Below are 16180 nucleotides of genomic sequence, written 5' to 3'. Positions count from 1 at the left end.
GTATCTCTCGCTGGATGTTAAAGAACGGGGAAAACGGCGCGGAGTATAACAGCGTGTTCAGCAAATGTCCTGCATTTATGTTAGGATGCGCGCCATCATTTTCTCACCCGCTCATAATTATGCTGCAAAATATCCGAATTGTACTGGTTGAAACGTCCCACACCGGCAACATGGGTTCTGTTGCCCGCGCCATGAAAACCATGGGGTTAAGCAACCTTTATCTGGTGAATCCGCTGGTTAAACCTGACTCGCAGGCGATTTCTCTGGCGGCGGGTGCCAGCGACGTGATTGGCAACGCCCGCATTGTTGATACGCTGGATGAGGCGATCGCCGGCTGCAGTCTGGTGGTCGGCACCAGCGCCCGTTCACGATCGCTGCCGTGGCCAATGCTGAATTCACGCGAGTGCGGCATCAAGAGCGTGGAGGAGGGGCAGCAGGCACCGGTCGCGCTGGTGTTTGGTCGTGAGCGTGTCGGACTGACCAACGATGAGCTGCAGAAGTGTCACTATCACGTAGCCATTCAGGCCAACCCGGAGTACAGCTCGCTGAATCTGGCGATGGCGGTGCAGATCATCGCGTATGAAGTCCGTATGGCGTGGCTGGATGCGCAGGAAAAAGCGGCCCCGCAGCCGGAATATGAAGCCTCACCTTATCCGCTGGTGGACGATCTGGAACGCTTTTATCAGCATATCGAACAGATGATGCTGGAGAGCGGCTTTATCCGTACCGGCACACCGAGCCAGGTGATGAGCAAGCTGCGTCGCCTCTATACGCGTGCGCGTCCGGAACGCGATGAGCTGAATATTCTGCGCGGCATGCTCTCCTCCTTTGAAAAACCCAAAGGTGATAAGGGTAATAGTTGAGTAAAACGCCAGGTTAAATAGTTGAGTAAATTACTCGGTTAAATAGTTGACCAAAATACTCGGGAATGGCAGACTGCGCTGACTGACATTCCACTGATAACCCGCCTGCGCAAGGGCGGACGCCGACGAGGTTTTACGCTATGAGACTGACATCCAAAGGACGCTATGCCGTTACCGCTATGCTGGACGTGGCCCTGCATTCGCACGAGGGACCGGTACCGCTGGCGGATATTTCCGAGCGTCAGGGGATATCACTCTCCTATCTGGAACAGCTGTTTTCACGTCTGCGTAAGCATGGCCTGGTCGCCAGCGTGCGCGGCCCGGGTGGCGGTTATCTGCTGGGCAAAGAGGCCAGTGCGATCGCAGTAGGTGCAGTGATCACCGCGGTGGATGAGTCGGTGGATGCCACGAAATGTCAGGGCAAAGAGGGCTGTCAGGGTGGTGAACGCTGCCTGACTCACGTGCTGTGGCGCGATCTCAGCGAGCGCATCAGCGATTTCCTGAATAATATCTCGCTGGCTGAGCTGGTGAATAATCAGGAAATCCTGGATGTTGCTGACCGTCAGAACAGCGTGGATAACCGTCGTTTTCAGCAGCATCGCGTGCAGGAAACCATCAACGTTAATCTGCGTGCCTGATCGCAATCGCATTGCCTGACTGAAAACTGACTTTTTACAAAGCCCCGGGCGCTTAGCGATTAAGCCCCCGGGGCTTTGTGCTGTTAGCGCTTCTGCTACCGGCCGCATGACCGGTTTACTCTCCGCAGGCTGAATCATGCTATAAAGACCTGTGTTTTATTTTACGGAGTTACAGCGCCATGAAATTACCGATCTACCTGGATTACGCAGCGACTACGCCTGTGGATCCACGGGTCGCCAGCAGAATGATGCAGTGTCTGACGCTGGATGGCACCTTCGGTAACCCTGCATCCCGTTCCCACCGTTTTGGCTGGCAGGCCGAAGAGGCCGTGGATGTTGCCCGCAATCAGGTTGCGGCGCTGGTTAACGCCGACCCGCGTGAAATTGTCTTTACTTCCGGGGCAACCGAAGCGGACAACCTGGCCATTAAAGGGGCAGCACACGCCCGTCAGGCGCGCGGACGGCATATCATTACCAGCCAGACAGAACATAAAGCGGTACTCGATAGCTGCCAGCAGCTGGCCCGCGAAGGGTTTGACATTACCTGGCTGACGCCCGGCAGTGACGGCATTGTCACACCGGCTATGCTGGCTGCCGCGCTGCGCGACGATACCGTGCTGGTGTCGCTGATGCACGTCAACAATGAGACGGGCGTCATTCAGGATATTGCGGCGCTGGGCGCGCTCTGTCACGCACGTGACATTCTGTTCCACGTCGATGCCACGCAGAGTGTGGGCAAGCTGGCGCTTGACGTCAGTACGCTGCCGGTAGATCTGATGTCGTTTTCGGCGCATAAGCTCTACGGACCCAAAGGCATCGGTGCCCTCTGGGTGCGCCGTAATCCGCAGGTAAAAATTGATGCGCAGATGCACGGCGGCGGACATGAGCGCGGTATGCGTTCCGGCACGCTGCCGGTACATCAGATTGTCGGCATGGGTGAAGCCTATGCGCTGGCAGGCGAGGTGATGGCTGAGGAGATGGCGCGACTCGCCACGCTGCGTCAGCGACTCTGGCAGGGCATCAGCAGCCAGCTGAGCGGCGTACAGCTCAACGGTACACTGGCGCACAGCGCGCCAAACATCCTCAACATCAGCTTTGCGCAGGTTGAGGGTGAAACGCTGATTATGGCGCTGAAAGATCTGGCGCTTTCGTCCGGCTCTGCCTGCACCTCGGCGAGCCTGGAACCTTCGTACGTGCTGCGCGCCATGGGCGTTGAGCCGGAACTGGCCTACAGTTCGCTGCGCTTTTCGCTCGGACGCTTCACCACGCAGGAGGAGATTGACTACGCCATTGCGCTGGTCAATAAAGCTGTCAGCCGGATGCAGGCCGTTGCCCCGGCAGCGGCCCGCTGATCCATGCCACTCTGCGCCGGTCTGGCGCGGAAATGAGACCAAACGTAAACGGAGCGACGCGATGACAACACAACCGATGAATATTACGCTTAGCGCTCAGCCCGCTGATGCGCGCTGGGGCGAAAAAGCGCTGCTAAGCAGCACTGAGAGTGGTATGACGCTGCACCTCACGGGCACCGATGCTCTGCTGACGATTCAGCGTGCGGCGCGCAAGCTCGACAGCCAGGGGATCCGCCACGTCGCGTTGTGCGGTGACGACTGGGATCTGGAGAAGTGCTGGGCATTCTGGCAGGGCTATCGCAGCCCGAAAGGAAAGCGTCAGGTTGAATGGCCGCCGCTCAGCGAGAACGATCGTGCTGAGTTCGATCGGCGCTTGCAGATTGTAGACTGGGTGCGCGATACCATTAACCTGCCCGCGGAAGACCTGAGTCCGGAGCAGCTGGCGCACAGCGCTATCGATCTGATCAGAGAAGCAGGCGGCGATGCCGTCAGCTATCGCATTACCAAAGGTGAAGATCTGCGTGAGCAGGGGTACAGCGGGATCCACACCGTAGGCCGCGGCTCATCGCGCGCGCCGGTGCTGCTGACGCTTGACTTTAACCCGACCGGTGACGCAGATGCGCCGGTTTACGCCTGTCTGGTCGGTAAAGGGATCACCTTTGATACCGGCGGCTACAGCCTGAAGCAGAGCGCCTTTATGGACTCCATGAAGTCCGATATGGGCGGTGCAGCGACCGTTACCGGCGCACTGGCGCTGGCGATTGCCCGCGGGCTGACGAAGCGCGTAAAACTCTATCTCTGCTGCGCCGATAATATGGTCAGCGGCAATGCGTTTCGTCTCGGCGACATTATCCGCTATCGCAATGGTAAAACCGTTGAAGTGATGAATACCGATGCCGAAGGGCGTCTGGTGCTGGCAGATGGCCTGATTGACGCCAGTGCGCAGCAGCCGGAACTGCTGATTGATGCTGCCACGCTGACCGGCGCCGCCAAAACGGCACTCGGCAACGACTATCACGCGCTGTTTACCTTCGATGACGTACTGGCTGAGTCGCTGCTGGGCAGCGCCACTGGCGAAAACGAGGCGTTCTGGCGTCTGCCGCTGGCGGAGTTCCACCGCAGCCATCTGCCGTCAAATTTTGCCGATCTCAACAACATCGCCAGCCCGGCTCACGCCGCCGGTGCCAGCAGCGCGGCAGCGTTCCTCTCATGGTTTGTTGAAAAATATCAGCAAGGCTGGCTGCATATCGACTGCTCCGCAACCTATCGCAAAAGCGCGGTGGATCAGTGGTCAGCGGGCGCAACCGGACTCGGCGTGCGCACGCTTGCCAACCTGTTACTGAAATAATCCCGCCCCGGGCAGGCTCTCTCCTGCCCGCTTTTTTGGAATGAAACACGCATGAGTAATCGTCTTGAAGAGGTGCTGAAGCTGGCCGCCACCGAGCCGGCGCATCGCCCGGAGTTTTTTCAGCTGCTGCTGGCTGCGGATGTCTGGGTGCCAGGTGAAAGCCCGGCTGAACAGTTTAATGCGACTTCGCCCGTCGAGTTACAGCACTGGGAGAAAGAGGGAGGCGGCAGCGTGATCCCGTTCTTCAGCTCTGAGGCGGCGATGCGCGAGGCGATAGCGGATGAGCAGCCGTGGCTGCGGCTGCCGGCGCGTACGCTGTTTGAGATGACGCTGGGTGAAACGCTGTTTCTGAACCCGAAATTACCAGCCGGTAAAGAGTTTACCCCTGGTGAGATCGCGCATCTGCTGGGTGAAGAGGGGAGTGCGCTGAGCCAGCAAACCGTGCTGGAGGGCGGTCATGCGCTGCTGTTATCTGAGGTGGCTGAACCGCCGGCACAGATGATCGACTCCCTGACCCGGCTGTTTGCTAAATATAAGCAGGTGCGCCGCGCCTATATTGCCAGCCTGCGGGAAAGCATGACGGAGGCGCCCAATCTGCTGATTGGTATTGAAGCTGACAGTGATATTGATGAGATAATTCAGGCAGCAGGCAGCGTGGCAACCGATACGCTGGCTGATGATGCGCCCATTGATATCTGTGAAGTGGATGCCGGACAGCAGGGCGTCAGCCACTTTTTTACCGCACATATCACCCCGTTCTATGAGCGGCGCTGGGGCAGCTTTTTGCGTGATTTCAAAGGCAGCCAGCGCATCATTTAACCATCGCATGCTGATGCGTATGGCTCCCGTGCCGCACGTCATACGGGGCGCATTAATGCGTATGGCTCTGAAATCACACGTAACACGGGGCGCATTAATGCGTATGGCTCTGAAATCACACGTAACACGGGGCGCATTAATGCGCCCCCTACGGGGATGGGTGCAAAATCTTCTGTAGGGGCGCCATTCATGGCGCCCTGGTTTCAGGCGGGTACGCAGTACGCATCAGGTGCGAAATCCCCCACAGGGGCGCCATTCATGGCGCCCTGGCTTCGGGCAGGTGACTATTTTTCGATCGGTAAATCGTCGCGGCTGCCCCATTCACCCCAGGAACCGTCATACAGCGTTGCATCACGCACGCCCAGCGCCGTCAGTGCCAGAATCAGGACTACCGCCGTTACGCCCGAGCCGCAGCTGGCAACAATGGGCCGGTCCAGCGCCACTCCTGCCTGAGCAAACTGCTGGCGCAGTTCAGCATCGGGTTTCAGCGCGCCGTTTTCCACCAGACTGTTCCACGGCAGATTAAGGCTGTGCGGAATATGTCCGCGCAGCAGGCCGGGACGCGGCTCATCTACCTCAGCGTTAAAGCGGTTTGCCGCGCGTGCGTCTACAATCTGCGCGCCTCCCTCATGGCTGAGCAGCAGCACATCGTTCAGTCGTTTCACCTGGCTGCTGTCCATGTGTGCCGTAAAGTCTCCTTCCGGCAGCGTTACCGGACCCTCTGCCGTAGCGAAACCTGCGGCTTTCCAGCCCTGCAGGCCGCCTGCCAGAATGGAAACCCGTTCGCAACCAAAAGTACGCAGCATCCACCAGGCGCGTGGGGCAGAGAAGAGGTTACCCTCGTCATACACAATCAGGTGCTTATCCTGCACCACGCCCAGTTCGCGCATTGCGACGGCAAAACTTTCAGGACGGGGCATCATATGCGGGTAAGGGCTGGTGTGATCGGAAAGCGCTTCAATATTAAAGAAAGCTGCCTGCGGCAGGTGACTGGCCAGATACTCTGCGGTGATATCGCGCACTGCATCCTGACCCGGCGGAACCATACGCGCATCCAGCACCTGGACTTCTTCATCATCGCAGTGCTCATGCAGCCACTCAGCAGATACAAACAGGGGAGCCGTCATTGCCATCTTCTCTCTTATCGGGGAAAAAGCCAGTCTCCGGGAATGTGCAGGCTATCTCAAGCCCGTAATGGCGAAAGTGAGCACCTCAGGATGAAATTACGCCACATAGTCTGCTGCCTGTGTCGGGTCTGTGGCACACGCGGCTAAACCGCGGCAGAACGCCAGACCGGCGCATTACTGTGCGGCCTGCACCAGCAAAAAGTAATTATTTTCAATAATTCCACCAATCACTCATAGGCAACACGCGTCGATCTCCCTATAATCGGCGCGTTTTTCTTACCGGGAGAGGGTTCCCGGTTTATTCAGGATGCTAATTCAGAGGTAATCATGGCAATCGAACGTACTTTCTCCATCATCAAACCAAACGCCGTTGCTAAGAACGTTATCGGTGCTATCTACAACCGTTTTGAGAGCGCGGGCTTCAAAATCGTTGGCGCAAAAATGCTGCACCTGACCAAAGAGCAGGCTGAAGGCTTCTATGCTGAGCACAAAGGCCGTCCATTCTTTGATGGTCTGGTTGAGTTCATGACCTCTGGCCCGGTAGTGGTTTCTGTTCTGGAAGGCGAAAATGCCGTTCAGCGTCACCGTGACCTGATGGGTGCGACCAACCCGGACAACGCACTGGCAGGCACCCTGCGTGCAGATTACGCAGACAGCTTCACCGAAAACGCGACCCACGGTTCTGACTCTGCAGAGTCTGCTGCCCGTGAAATCGCTTACTTCTTCGCTGAAAACGAAGTCTGCGCGCGCACCCGCTAAGTGCATTGCAGCTGAAGCGGACAGGGGAGTTTACACCTTTTACCTCGGCGTAAAACGGTTACCCTGGCATCGTGCTGCAGTTATAGTACAATAATGCGCCCCTGTTGAGCCTGGCTCAGCCGGGGCGCTGTTTTTTCTTCTTTCCTAACCAGAGCCGTAACGTGTAACAACGAGGCCAGAGATTATTATGTCCGAACAGATTGTGACGCCAGCTGCCGCGTCTCCCGCCGTGGTTTCTCCTAAAAACGAAAAAATTAATCTGCTTGATCTGAACCGCCAGCAGATGCGCGAATTTTTTATCGAAATGGGCGAGAAGCCGTTCCGTGCCGATCAGGTCATGAAGTGGATTTACCACTACTGCTGCGACGATTTCGAGCAGATGACGGATATCAACAAAGTGCTGCGCGGCAAGCTGATGCAGCGCGCAGAGATCCGCGCGCCGGAAGTAGCGGAAGAGATGCGCTCCAGCGACGGCACCATTAAATGGGCGATTCGCGTAGGCGATCAGCTGGTGGAGACGGTCTATATTCCGGAAGCGGAGCGCGCCACGCTATGCGTCTCCTCTCAGGTGGGCTGTGCGCTGGAGTGCAAATTCTGCTCCACGGCGCAGCAGGGTTTTAACCGCAACCTGCGCGTTTCCGAAATTATTGGTCAGGTGTGGCGCGCGGCCAAAATTATTGGCGCCGCGAAAGTGACCGGCCAGCGTCCCATCACCAACGTGGTAATGATGGGCATGGGTGAGCCGCTGCTCAACCTGAACAACGTCGTGCCGGCGATGGATATTATGCTGGATGATTTTGGCTTTGGCCTCTCCAAACGTCGCGTCACGCTCTCAACTTCAGGCGTTGTACCCGCGCTGGATAAGCTTGGCGATATGATCGACGTGGCGCTGGCGATCTCGCTGCACGCTCCAAACGATACGATCCGTGATGAGATCGTGCCGATCAACAAAAAGTACAACATTGAAACCTTCCTGGCCGCGGTGAAGCGCTATATCGGCAAATCGAATGCGAATCAGGGCCGCGTGACCATTGAGTATGTGATGCTGGATCATATCAATGACAGCACTGACAATGCGCATGAGCTGGCAGCGCTGCTGAAGGAGACACCCTGCAAAATCAACCTGATCCCATGGAACCCCTTCCCGGGCGCACCGTATGGCCGCAGCTCCAACAGCCGTATCGATCGCTTCTCCAAAGTGCTGATGGATTATGGCTTTACCACCATTGTGCGTAAAACCCGTGGTGATGACATTGATGCTGCCTGCGGTCAGCTGGCGGGCGATGTGATCGACCGTACCAAGCGTACGCTGCGTAAAAAGATGGCAGGTGACGCTATCTCTGTGAAGGCGATCTGAAACCGCACGCCCGCAGATTCGCTGCGGGCGTAATGCATGGCACTCTCCCGGTTTATTCGCAGGGAGAGCGCTATGTTAAAAGGATTAGGGATCGCCGTGGTGGCTGGCTTTGTTGTAACCGGGTGTGTCACTGGCTCGCCATCGCATCGCGCAGCAGATATTCGTCTGCAGCTGGGACTGCACTATCTGGCAGCGAACAATCTAGCCGCTGCTGAACGCAATCTGCTGCAGGCGCAGCGCGTTGCTCCTGAAGATTATCGTGTGCCCCTGGCGCTGGCGCGGGTCGCTCAGGCGCAGCAGAATAGTGTACAGACACGCCGGTACTACCAGCGGGCACAACAGTTAGCGCCCGCTAATGGTTATGTCGCTAACAATTACGGTGCGTTTCTCTGCGGATTAGGGCAGTATGGCGAAGCGCATCAACAGTTTAAGCTGGCAAATGCGGCACCAGAGAGCGATGCCCGTCAGGATGTCCTTCTGATTTCAGGCTATTGTTATCTGCAGGCGGGCAATGAGGCCGCCGGGCGCAAACTGCTGCTGCAGGCGCTGAAAACCGCACCTGAGCAGGGAAACTGGCTGCTGGAGGAGGGTGAACGGCAGCTGATGCAGCCGGCAGGAAACAGGCTTTCCGTGCTTTTAGAACTCTACCATCAGCGTCTGCCCGCAACGGCAGAGAGCCTGTGGTTACAGATACGTTTCGCCGCGCAACAGGGAAACGCTGCTGACGTTACACGTTATGGCGACCGGTTGGCGCGAAGTTTTCCACAATCGATACAGTACCAGCGTTATTTAGCTAATGAATACTGAAGCCACTCAAGAAAACTCTGCAGTACATTCCACAGGTGAACGCCTGCGTCTGGCCCGTGAGCAGATGGGGCTGACGCAGCAAAACGTCGCTGAGCGCCTGTGCCTGAAACTTTCCACCGTGCGGGACATTGAAGAGGATAAGTCGCCGGCCGATCTCGCGTCGACTTTTCTGCGCGGTTACATTCGTTCCTATGCCCGTCTGGTTCATGTACCGGAAGACGATCTGCTGCCGATGATGGCGAAGCAGGCACCGGTGCGCGCAGCTAAAATTGCGCCGATGCAGAGCTTCTCGCTGGGCAAGCGCCGCAAAAAGCGCGATGGCTGGCTGATGATCTTTACCTGGCTGGTGGCGTTTGTTGTTATCGGCCTGACCGGCGCCTGGTGGTGGCAGAATCATAAGGCCTCACAGGACGATCTGGTCTCGATGGCCGATCAGAACGGCAGCAGCGACAGCGGTCAGTCTATCCCGCTGGGCGATACCAGCACGGATAGCATGAGTGACAGCGACACCAATGCCGCGGGCACGCCGGTTGATAACGGGGCAGGGGCAGTGACGTCCCAGAGCAGCAGCACCGCAGGCAGCGCGGATAACAGCGCTAGCGCGCCGGCGGCCTCTTCTGCCGCCGCGGGCGACAACGCGGTGGTGTCTCCGTCGCAGGCGCCGGTTGATAACACGCCGCCAGCGGCCACCTCGCCGGCACCGGCCAACAGCGTTGCGGCCGGCAGCATGCCAACGGCGAATGCTGCTGTCAGCCAGCCCGCAGGCGATCCCAATGCTGTCGTCATGAATTTCAAAGCCGACTGCTGGCTGGAAGTCAGCGATGCAACCGGCAAGAAACTGTTCAGCGGGATACAGCGCAGCGGCGGCAAGCTCAGCCTCTCCGGCACACCTCCGTATCGTCTGAAAATTGGCGCACCGCGCGCGGTTGACGTGCAATATCAGAATCAGCCCGTTGATTTAAGTCGTTTTATCCGTAATAACCAGGTTGCCCGTCTGACGCTGGGTGCGCAATAACGCGCAGCGCGCTTTCCGGGGAATTGTGGAGAGAAAATATGCATAACGAAGCACCCATTATCCGTCGCAAATCAACGCGTATTTACGTCGGCAAGGTGCCAGTCGGCGATGGTGCACCCATCGCCGTTCAGTCCATGACCAACACCCGCACCACCGACGTGGAAGCCACGGTTAACCAGATCCGCGCGCTGGAGCGTGTGGGTGTGGATATCGTACGCGTCTCGGTGCCAACCATGGACGCGGCGGAAGCCTTTAAACTGATTAAGCAACAGGTCAACGTGCCGCTGGTAGCGGATATTCACTTTGACTACCGTATCGCCCTCAAAGTGGCAGAATATGGCGTCGACTGCCTGCGTATCAATCCGGGCAACATCGGCAACAACGAACGTATTCGTCAGGTAGTGGACTGCGCTCGCCACTATAACATCCCGATTCGTATCGGGGTGAATGCCGGTTCGCTGGAGAAAGATCTGCAGGAAAAGTATGGCGAACCCACGCCGCAGGCGCTGCTGGAATCCGCTATGCGCCATGTCGATCATCTTGATCGCCTGAACTTTGATCAGTTCAAAGTCAGCGTTAAAGCCTCTGACGTATTTCTGGCCGTAGAGTCTTACCGCCTGCTGGCGAAAGCGATTGATCAGCCACTGCATCTCGGGATCACCGAAGCGGGCGGCGCGCGTGCCGGCGCGGTGAAATCGGCCATCGGCCTCGGTCTGCTGCTGGCAGAAGGTATCGGTGACACGCTGCGTATTTCACTCGCGGCCGATCCGGTAGAAGAGGTGAAGGTTGGCTACGACATCCTGAAATCGCTGCGTATCCGTGCGCGCGGGATCAACTTTATCGCCTGTCCGACCTGTTCACGTCAGGAGTTTGACGTGATCGGTACCGTAAACGCACTGGAAGAACGGCTGGAAGATATTATTACGCCGATGGACGTCTCCATTATTGGCTGCGTGGTCAACGGTCCGGGCGAAGCGACCGTGTCGACGCTGGGCGTCACCGGTGGCAGCAAGAAAAGCGGTTTCTATGAAGATGGCGTTCGTCAGCGCGATCGTCTCGACAACGATGACATGATCGATCAGCTGGAAGCGCGCATTCGGGCCAAGGCATCCATGCTGGATGAGAGCCGCCGCATCAGCGTGCAGCAGCTGGAAAAATAATCAGGCGGTACGCGCCCGGCGCGTACCAGTTTATGAATGAACCTGTGCGGTTTCATCCTCATAAGGTATGATGCCGGACAGGTTTTTTTGTATTAAGAGATTTTAACGTGGCGAAGAATATTCAAGCGATTCGCGGGATGAACGACTTCCTGCCAGCCGATACCGCAATCTGGCAGCGTATCGAGGGCACCCTGAAGCAGGTGCTGGCCAGCTATGGCTACAGTGAAATCCGTCTGCCAATCGTCGAGCATACCCCACTGTTCAGCCGCGCCATTGGTGAAGTCACCGATGTGGTTGAAAAAGAGATGTACACCTTTGAAGATCGCAACGGCGAGAGCCTGACGCTGCGTCCGGAAGGCACTGCGGGCTGCGTGCGTGCCGGCATTGAACATGGCCTGCTCTATAACCAGGAGCAGCGCCTCTGGTATGTCGGACCGATGTTTCGCTATGAGCGTCCGCAGAAAGGGCGCTATCGCCAGTTTCATCAGATGGGCGTCGAAGTATTTGGCCTGCAGGGACCGGATGTTGATGCTGAGCTGATCATGATGACCGCTCGCTGGTGGAAAGCGCTGGGCATCGCCGATCACGTTGAACTGGAGCTGAACTCCATCGGCTCTCTGGCGGCGCGTGCAGACTATCGCAGTGCGCTGGTGGCGTTTCTGGAGCAGCATCAGGATGTGCTGGACGACGATTGCAAACGCCGTATGTACACCAATCCGCTGCGCGTGCTGGACAGCAAAAACCCGGAGATTCAGGCGCTGCTGAATGATGCGCCAACGCTGGGTGAGTTTCTTGATGAAGAGTCGCGTGCCCATTTCACCGGGCTCTGCGCGCTGCTGGATGATGCCGGTATTCGCTATCGCATTAACCAGCGTCTGGTTCGTGGTCTCGACTACTACAACCGCACTGTTTTTGAGTGGGTCACCAGCAGCCTCGGCTCGCAGGGTACCGTATGCGGCGGCGGGCGTTATGATGGCCTGGTCGAACAGCTGGGCGGACGTGCCACGCCAGCGGTAGGATTTGCCATGGGCCTGGAGCGGCTGGTGCTGCTGGTGCAGGCGGTGAATCCTGAATTTGAACCGACGCGGGTTGTCGATGTCTATGTTATCGCTTCAGGGCAGGGCGTTCAGTCTGCGGCTATGCAGCTGGCGGAAACGCTGCGTGATGCGAACCCGGCGCTGAAGCTGATGACCAACTTCGGCGGCGGCAACTTTAAGAAGCAGTTTGCCCGTGCAGATAAATGGGGCGCACGCATTGCGCTGGTGCTCGGTGAGGATGAAGTGAAAGCGGGTCAGGTGGTGATTAAAGATCTGCGCACCGGCGACCAGCAGACGCTGGCTCAGCAGGACGCCGCTGCGACGTTGCAGACGCTGCTGCAGTAAGCAGCACGCGGCAACAGCCATTTTAAGGAGAGGGATTGCGTGGAAGTTTACAGCAACGAGAATGAACAGGTTGATGCGCTGCGTCGCTTTTTTGCCGATAACGGCAAAGCGCTGGCGATTGGCGTGGTAGTAGGGATTGCGGCGCTGGGCGGCTGGCGCTACTGGAGCTCACAGCAGGACAACGCCGGTAAAGCCGTGTCAGCGCAGTATCAGCAGCTCACCAGCGTGATGCAGGCAGATAAACCCGAAAGCCTGGAGGCTGTTGCCAGCTTCGCCAGCGAAAACAGCAATACCTATGGTGCGCTGGCCGCGCTGGACCTGGCGAAACAGTACGTTGAGACCAGCCAGCTTGATAAAGCGATTGCGCTGCTGCAGAAAGGGTTGAGCGACACCAAAGATGCCAATCTGCAGGCGGTTATTAATCTGCGTCTGGCGCGTATTCAGCTGCAGCAGAAGCAGGCTGATGCCGCCCTGACAACCCTGGATAACGTCAAGGGTGACGGCTGGAGCGCTATCGTGGCCGATATTCGCGGTGAAGCGCTGCTGAGCAAAGGCGACAAGCAGGGCGCGCGCGATGCCTGGAGTAAAGGCGCAGGTTCGCAGGCTTCTCCGGCACTGAAGCAGATGCTGCAGATGAAAATAGATAACTTAAGTTAAGCCAGACAAGAGAGCGCACATGGAATTACGTAAATACCTGCTGCCAGGGCTGATTTCCGTCACTCTGCTCAGCGGTTGCTCGCTATTCAGCGGCGAAGAAGATGTAGTGAAGATGGCTCCGCTGCCGAAAGTGGAAAATCAGTTCACGCCGGAAACTGTCTGGAGCACGTCAGTAGGCGACGGCATTGGCGATTTCTACTCCAACCTGCATCCGGCATGGCTGGACGGCACCGTTTACGCTGCCGACCGTTTTGGCGTGGTAAAGGCGCTGGATGCCAGCAACGGTAAAGAGAAGTGGAAAGTCGATCTCTCTGAGAAGACTGGTTTCTTCTCGAAAAACATCTCTGCGCTGCTCTCCGGCGGCGTCACCGCCAGCGGCGATCGGATCTATATTGGCAGCGAGCGCGGGCAGGTATTTGCACTCAACAGCAGCGACGGCTCGCTGGCGTGGCAGACCAAAGTCGCCGGTGAAGCGCTCTCCCGTCCGGTGGTCAGCGATGGCCTGGTACTGGTTCACACCAGTAACGGTATGCTGCAGGGTCTGGACCAGAGCAGCGGTGCGGTAAAATGGACCGTTAACCTCGATATGCCGGCGCTCTCGCTGCGCGGCGAGTCTGCGCCTGCGGTCGCCTTTGGCGGCGCTATCGTTGGCGGTGATAATGGTCGCGTCAGCGCGGTGATCCTGAACCAGGGTCAGCTGATCTGGCAGCAGCGCATTTCACAGCCAAGCGGTGCGACGGAAATCGATCGTCTGAATGATGTCGACACTACGCCGGTTATCGTGAACGGTGTGGTCTATGCGCTGGCGTACAACGGCAACCTGACCGCGCTCGACCTGCGCTCCGGTCAGATCATGTGGAAGCGCGAAATCGGCGGCGTCAAAGATCTGATTGTCGATGCCGGACGCATCTACCTGGTGGATCAGGACGATCGCGTAATTGCGCTTAATGCCGATGGCGGCGTGGCGCTGTGGCGTCAGAGCGATCTGCTGCACCGTAACCTGACGGCGCCGGTGCTGTTCAACGGTTATCTGGTGGTGGCAGACAGCGAAGGTTACGTACACTGGATCAACACGCTGGATGGCCGCTTTGTGGCGCAGCAGAAGCTGGACAGCGACGGTTTCCAGACCGAGCCGGTTGTTGCCGGTGACAGGCTGCTGATTCAGGCGAAAGGTGGCGAGGTTTACGCCATCAGCCGTTAAGGTCAAAGCGTGCGGGAAAGGACTTCCGTCATCAATTGCGGCTCCTGATTCGTCAGGAGCCGTTCTGTTTTTTATCAGGCGTGATATTCTAGGCGCCTTAAGCCTGAAGCGGGCGACAAATGTCGTTATACTCACGCCATTCGGGCGATTCATTTTTAAACTGAGGCAAGTGTTATGGTACCTGTGGTCGCGCTGGTTGGGCGTCCCAATGTGGGGAAATCCACGCTGTTTAACCGCTTAACGCGCACCCGTGATGCGTTAGTGGCCGATTTCCCTGGACTGACTCGCGATCGCAAATATGGTCGCGCCGAAGTGGAAGGGCGCGAATTTATTGTTATCGATACTGGCGGTATTGATGGCACCGAAGAGGGCGTGGAAAACCGCATGGCGGAACAGTCGCTGCTGGCGATTGAAGAAGCGGATGTGGTGCTGTTTATGGTGGATGCCCGCGCGGGCGTGATGCCGGCAGATCAGCAGATCGCCAATCATCTGCGCTCCCGTGAAAAAGCAACGTTCCTCGTGGCAAACAAAACGGATGGCCTGGATGCCGATGCCGCCGTGCTGGACTTTTACGCGCTTGGTCTGGGTGATATTCATCCGATTGCCGCGTCGCACGGTCGCGGCGTTACCTCGCTGCTGGAAACCGCGCTGCTGCCGTGGATGGACGTGGCAGACCCGCAGGAAGTCACCGAAGAGGATGAAAACGAAGCCTACTGGGCCGCGTTAGCCGCAGAAGAGAATGGCGAAGAGGCTGAAGAGGAAGAGGCGTTTGATCCGACCGGCCTGCCGATTAAGCTGGCTATCGTGGGCCGTCCTAACGTAGGTAAGTCAACGCTCACTAACCGTATTCTTGGTGAAGATCGCGTAGTGGTCTATGACATGCCGGGCACGACGCGTGACAGCATCTATATCCCGATGGAGCGTGACGAGCGGGAGTATATCCTGATCGACACCGCCGGGGTGCGCAAGCGTGGCAAGATCACCGATACCGTTGAGAAGTTTTCGGTGATTAAAACCCTGCAGGCGATTGAAGATGCTAACGTCGTGATGCTGGTGATTGACGCGCGTGCCGGTATTTCCGACCAGGATCTCTCGCTGCTGGGCTTTATTCTCAACAGCGGACGCTCGCTGGTGATCGTTGTAAACAAATGGGATGGTCTGTCGCAGGAAGTGAAAGATGAAGTGAAAGAGACGCTGGATTATCGTCTCGGCTTTATCGATTTTGCCCGCGTACACTTTATCTCGGCGCTGCACGGCAGCGGCGTAGGTAACCTGTTTGAATCCGTAACGGAAGCGTACGACTGCTCAACCAAACGCGTCAACACCTCTATGCTGACGCGCATTATGAACATGGCAGCAGAAGATCATCAGCCGCCGCTGGTACGGGGCCGTCGCGTTAAGCTGAAATACGCTCACGCCGGTGGTTATAACCCGCCTATCGTGGTCATTCACGGTAATCAGGTAAAAGATCTGCCTGATTCCTACAAGCGCTATCTGATGAACTACTTCCGCCGCTCGCTGAACGTGATGGGTACGCCAATCCGTATTCAGTTCAAAGAGGGTGATAACCCGTATGCCGGCAAACGTAATCTGCTGACGCCGACGCAGCAGCGCAAGCGCAAGCGTCTGCTGGCGCACCTGAAGAAGAATAAGCGTTAACTAAAAAAGAGCCCGCCGGGCTCTTTTTTTTTGCCT

General features: G+C 57.4%; 15 protein-coding genes. 14 read left to right on the top strand and 1 reads right to left on the bottom strand.

Features of this window, described 5'->3' with window-relative positions; translation table 11 throughout:
• The first annotated feature begins 119 nt into the window (after positions 1 to 119).
• The 5 genes from trmJ to sseB all read left to right on the top strand — a co-directional run bounded on the left by trmJ (position 120) and on the right by sseB (position 5020).
• Positions 120 to 863 carry a tRNA (cytosine(32)/uridine(32)-2'-O)-methyltransferase TrmJ gene (trmJ, locus tag SB719_RS14965; RefSeq protein ID WP_039385614.1) on the top strand — a complete coding sequence of 248 codons (744 nt, stop codon included), beginning with the start codon at positions 120 to 122 and terminating at the stop codon, positions 861 to 863.
• A 140-nt stretch (positions 864 to 1003) separates the two neighbouring features.
• The gene (gene iscR, locus SB719_RS14960) at positions 1004 to 1501 is read left to right on the top strand and encodes a Fe-S cluster assembly transcriptional regulator IscR (RefSeq protein ID WP_065648677.1); all 498 of its coding nucleotides are present in this window, start codon (positions 1004 to 1006) and stop codon (positions 1499 to 1501) included.
• Positions 1502 to 1680: 179 nt separating this feature from the next.
• Complete coding sequence (locus SB719_RS14955) at positions 1681 to 2853, top strand: IscS subfamily cysteine desulfurase (protein WP_412159368.1); 1173 nt, start codon at positions 1681 to 1683, stop codon at positions 2851 to 2853.
• A gap of 61 nt (positions 2854 to 2914) precedes the next feature.
• The gene (gene pepB, locus SB719_RS14950) at positions 2915 to 4201 is read left to right on the top strand and encodes an aminopeptidase PepB (RefSeq protein ID WP_313067021.1); all 1287 of its coding nucleotides are present in this window, start codon (positions 2915 to 2917) and stop codon (positions 4199 to 4201) included.
• Between the two features lie 51 nt (positions 4202 to 4252).
• A complete protein-coding gene (sseB, locus tag SB719_RS14945; RefSeq protein WP_065648680.1) occupies positions 4253 to 5020 on the top strand; it encodes an enhanced serine sensitivity protein SseB in 768 nt (255 codons plus the stop codon).
• 284 nt (positions 5021 to 5304) lie between these two features.
• Here sseB and sseA read toward each other — a convergent pair whose 3' ends face one another.
• Positions 5305 to 6147, bottom strand: coding sequence for a 3-mercaptopyruvate sulfurtransferase (gene sseA, locus SB719_RS14940; RefSeq protein WP_412159367.1), 843 nt, complete (start codon positions 6145 to 6147; stop codon positions 5305 to 5307).
• 327 nt (positions 6148 to 6474) lie between these two features.
• Here sseA and ndk point away from each other — a divergent pair, with 327 nt between their 5' ends.
• The 9 genes from ndk (at position 6475) to der (ending at position 16144) form a co-directional block, all read left to right on the top strand.
• Complete coding sequence (gene ndk, locus SB719_RS14935) at positions 6475 to 6906, top strand: nucleoside-diphosphate kinase (RefSeq protein ID WP_039379630.1); 432 nt, start codon at positions 6475 to 6477, stop codon at positions 6904 to 6906.
• 187 nt (positions 6907 to 7093) lie between these two features.
• The gene (locus tag SB719_RS14930; RefSeq protein ID WP_065648681.1) at positions 7094 to 8263 is read left to right on the top strand and encodes a bifunctional tRNA (adenosine(37)-C2)-methyltransferase TrmG/ribosomal RNA large subunit methyltransferase RlmN; all 1170 of its coding nucleotides are present in this window, start codon (positions 7094 to 7096) and stop codon (positions 8261 to 8263) included.
• A gap of 72 nt (positions 8264 to 8335) precedes the next feature.
• Positions 8336 to 9070 (top strand): type IV pilus biogenesis/stability protein PilW, encoded by a 735-nt coding sequence (gene pilW / locus SB719_RS14925; RefSeq protein WP_412159366.1) that lies wholly within the window; start codon positions 8336 to 8338, stop codon positions 9068 to 9070.
• The gene (gene rodZ / locus SB719_RS14920; RefSeq protein WP_065648683.1) at positions 9060 to 10085 is read left to right on the top strand and encodes a cytoskeleton protein RodZ; all 1026 of its coding nucleotides are present in this window, start codon (positions 9060 to 9062) and stop codon (positions 10083 to 10085) included. Before pilW ends, rodZ begins: the two co-directional genes overlap by 11 nt.
• 38 nt (positions 10086 to 10123) lie before the next feature.
• Positions 10124 to 11245: a flavodoxin-dependent (E)-4-hydroxy-3-methylbut-2-enyl-diphosphate synthase gene (gene ispG, locus SB719_RS14915; protein ID WP_065648684.1), complete on the top strand. Its 1122-nt coding sequence runs from the start codon at positions 10124 to 10126 to the stop codon at positions 11243 to 11245.
• 107 nt (positions 11246 to 11352) lie between these two features.
• Positions 11353 to 12627 carry a histidine--tRNA ligase gene (gene hisS, locus SB719_RS14910; RefSeq protein WP_065648685.1) on the top strand — a complete coding sequence of 425 codons (1275 nt, stop codon included), beginning with the start codon at positions 11353 to 11355 and terminating at the stop codon, positions 12625 to 12627.
• A gap of 39 nt (positions 12628 to 12666) precedes the next feature.
• The gene (locus SB719_RS14905) at positions 12667 to 13284 is read left to right on the top strand and encodes a YfgM family protein (RefSeq protein ID WP_412159365.1); all 618 of its coding nucleotides are present in this window, start codon (positions 12667 to 12669) and stop codon (positions 13282 to 13284) included.
• Between the two features lie 19 nt (positions 13285 to 13303).
• On the top strand, positions 13304 to 14485 hold the full coding sequence (gene bamB / locus SB719_RS14900) for an outer membrane protein assembly factor BamB (RefSeq protein WP_065648687.1): 1182 nt from the start codon (positions 13304 to 13306) through the stop codon (positions 14483 to 14485).
• A gap of 174 nt (positions 14486 to 14659) precedes the next feature.
• Complete coding sequence (gene der / locus SB719_RS14895) at positions 14660 to 16144, top strand: ribosome biogenesis GTPase Der (RefSeq protein WP_065648688.1); 1485 nt, start codon at positions 14660 to 14662, stop codon at positions 16142 to 16144.
• Positions 16145 to 16180 lie beyond the last annotated feature (36 nt).

Origin of the sequence: Pantoea sp. SIMBA_079 (assembly GCF_046940275.1) — a bacterium.
GTDB classification, from domain to species: Bacteria; Pseudomonadota; Gammaproteobacteria; order Enterobacterales; family Enterobacteriaceae; genus Pantoea; species Pantoea borealis.
The sequence above is the reverse complement of the archived record's forward strand: the minus strand, read 5'-3'. Positions and strand labels throughout refer to the sequence as shown.

Excerpts from the sequence above, each read along its gene's own strand:
- trmJ (WP_039385614.1), top strand. The coding sequence starts at position 120 with ATGCTGCAAAATATCCGAATTGTACTGGTTGAAACGTCCCACACCGGC.
- iscR (WP_065648677.1), top strand. The coding sequence starts at position 1,004 with ATGAGACTGACATCCAAAGGACGCTATGCCGTTACCGCTATGCTGGAC.
- SB719_RS14955 (WP_412159368.1), top strand. The coding sequence starts at position 1,681 with ATGAAATTACCGATCTACCTGGATTACGCAGCGACTACGCCTGTGGAT.
- pepB (WP_313067021.1), top strand. The coding sequence starts at position 2,915 with ATGACAACACAACCGATGAATATTACGCTTAGCGCTCAGCCCGCTGAT.
- sseB (WP_065648680.1), top strand. The coding sequence starts at position 4,253 with ATGAGTAATCGTCTTGAAGAGGTGCTGAAGCTGGCCGCCACCGAGCCG.
- sseA (WP_412159367.1), bottom strand. The coding sequence starts at position 6,147 with ATGACGGCTCCCCTGTTTGTATCTGCTGAGTGGCTGCATGAGCACTGC.
- ndk (WP_039379630.1), top strand. The coding sequence starts at position 6,475 with ATGGCAATCGAACGTACTTTCTCCATCATCAAACCAAACGCCGTTGCT.
- SB719_RS14930 (WP_065648681.1), top strand. The coding sequence starts at position 7,094 with ATGTCCGAACAGATTGTGACGCCAGCTGCCGCGTCTCCCGCCGTGGTT.
- pilW (WP_412159366.1), top strand. The coding sequence starts at position 8,336 with ATGTTAAAAGGATTAGGGATCGCCGTGGTGGCTGGCTTTGTTGTAACC.
- rodZ (WP_065648683.1), top strand. The coding sequence starts at position 9,060 with ATGAATACTGAAGCCACTCAAGAAAACTCTGCAGTACATTCCACAGGT.
- ispG (WP_065648684.1), top strand. The coding sequence starts at position 10,124 with ATGCATAACGAAGCACCCATTATCCGTCGCAAATCAACGCGTATTTAC.
- bamB (WP_065648687.1), top strand. The coding sequence starts at position 13,304 with ATGGAATTACGTAAATACCTGCTGCCAGGGCTGATTTCCGTCACTCTG.
- der (WP_065648688.1), top strand. The coding sequence starts at position 14,660 with ATGGTACCTGTGGTCGCGCTGGTTGGGCGTCCCAATGTGGGGAAATCC.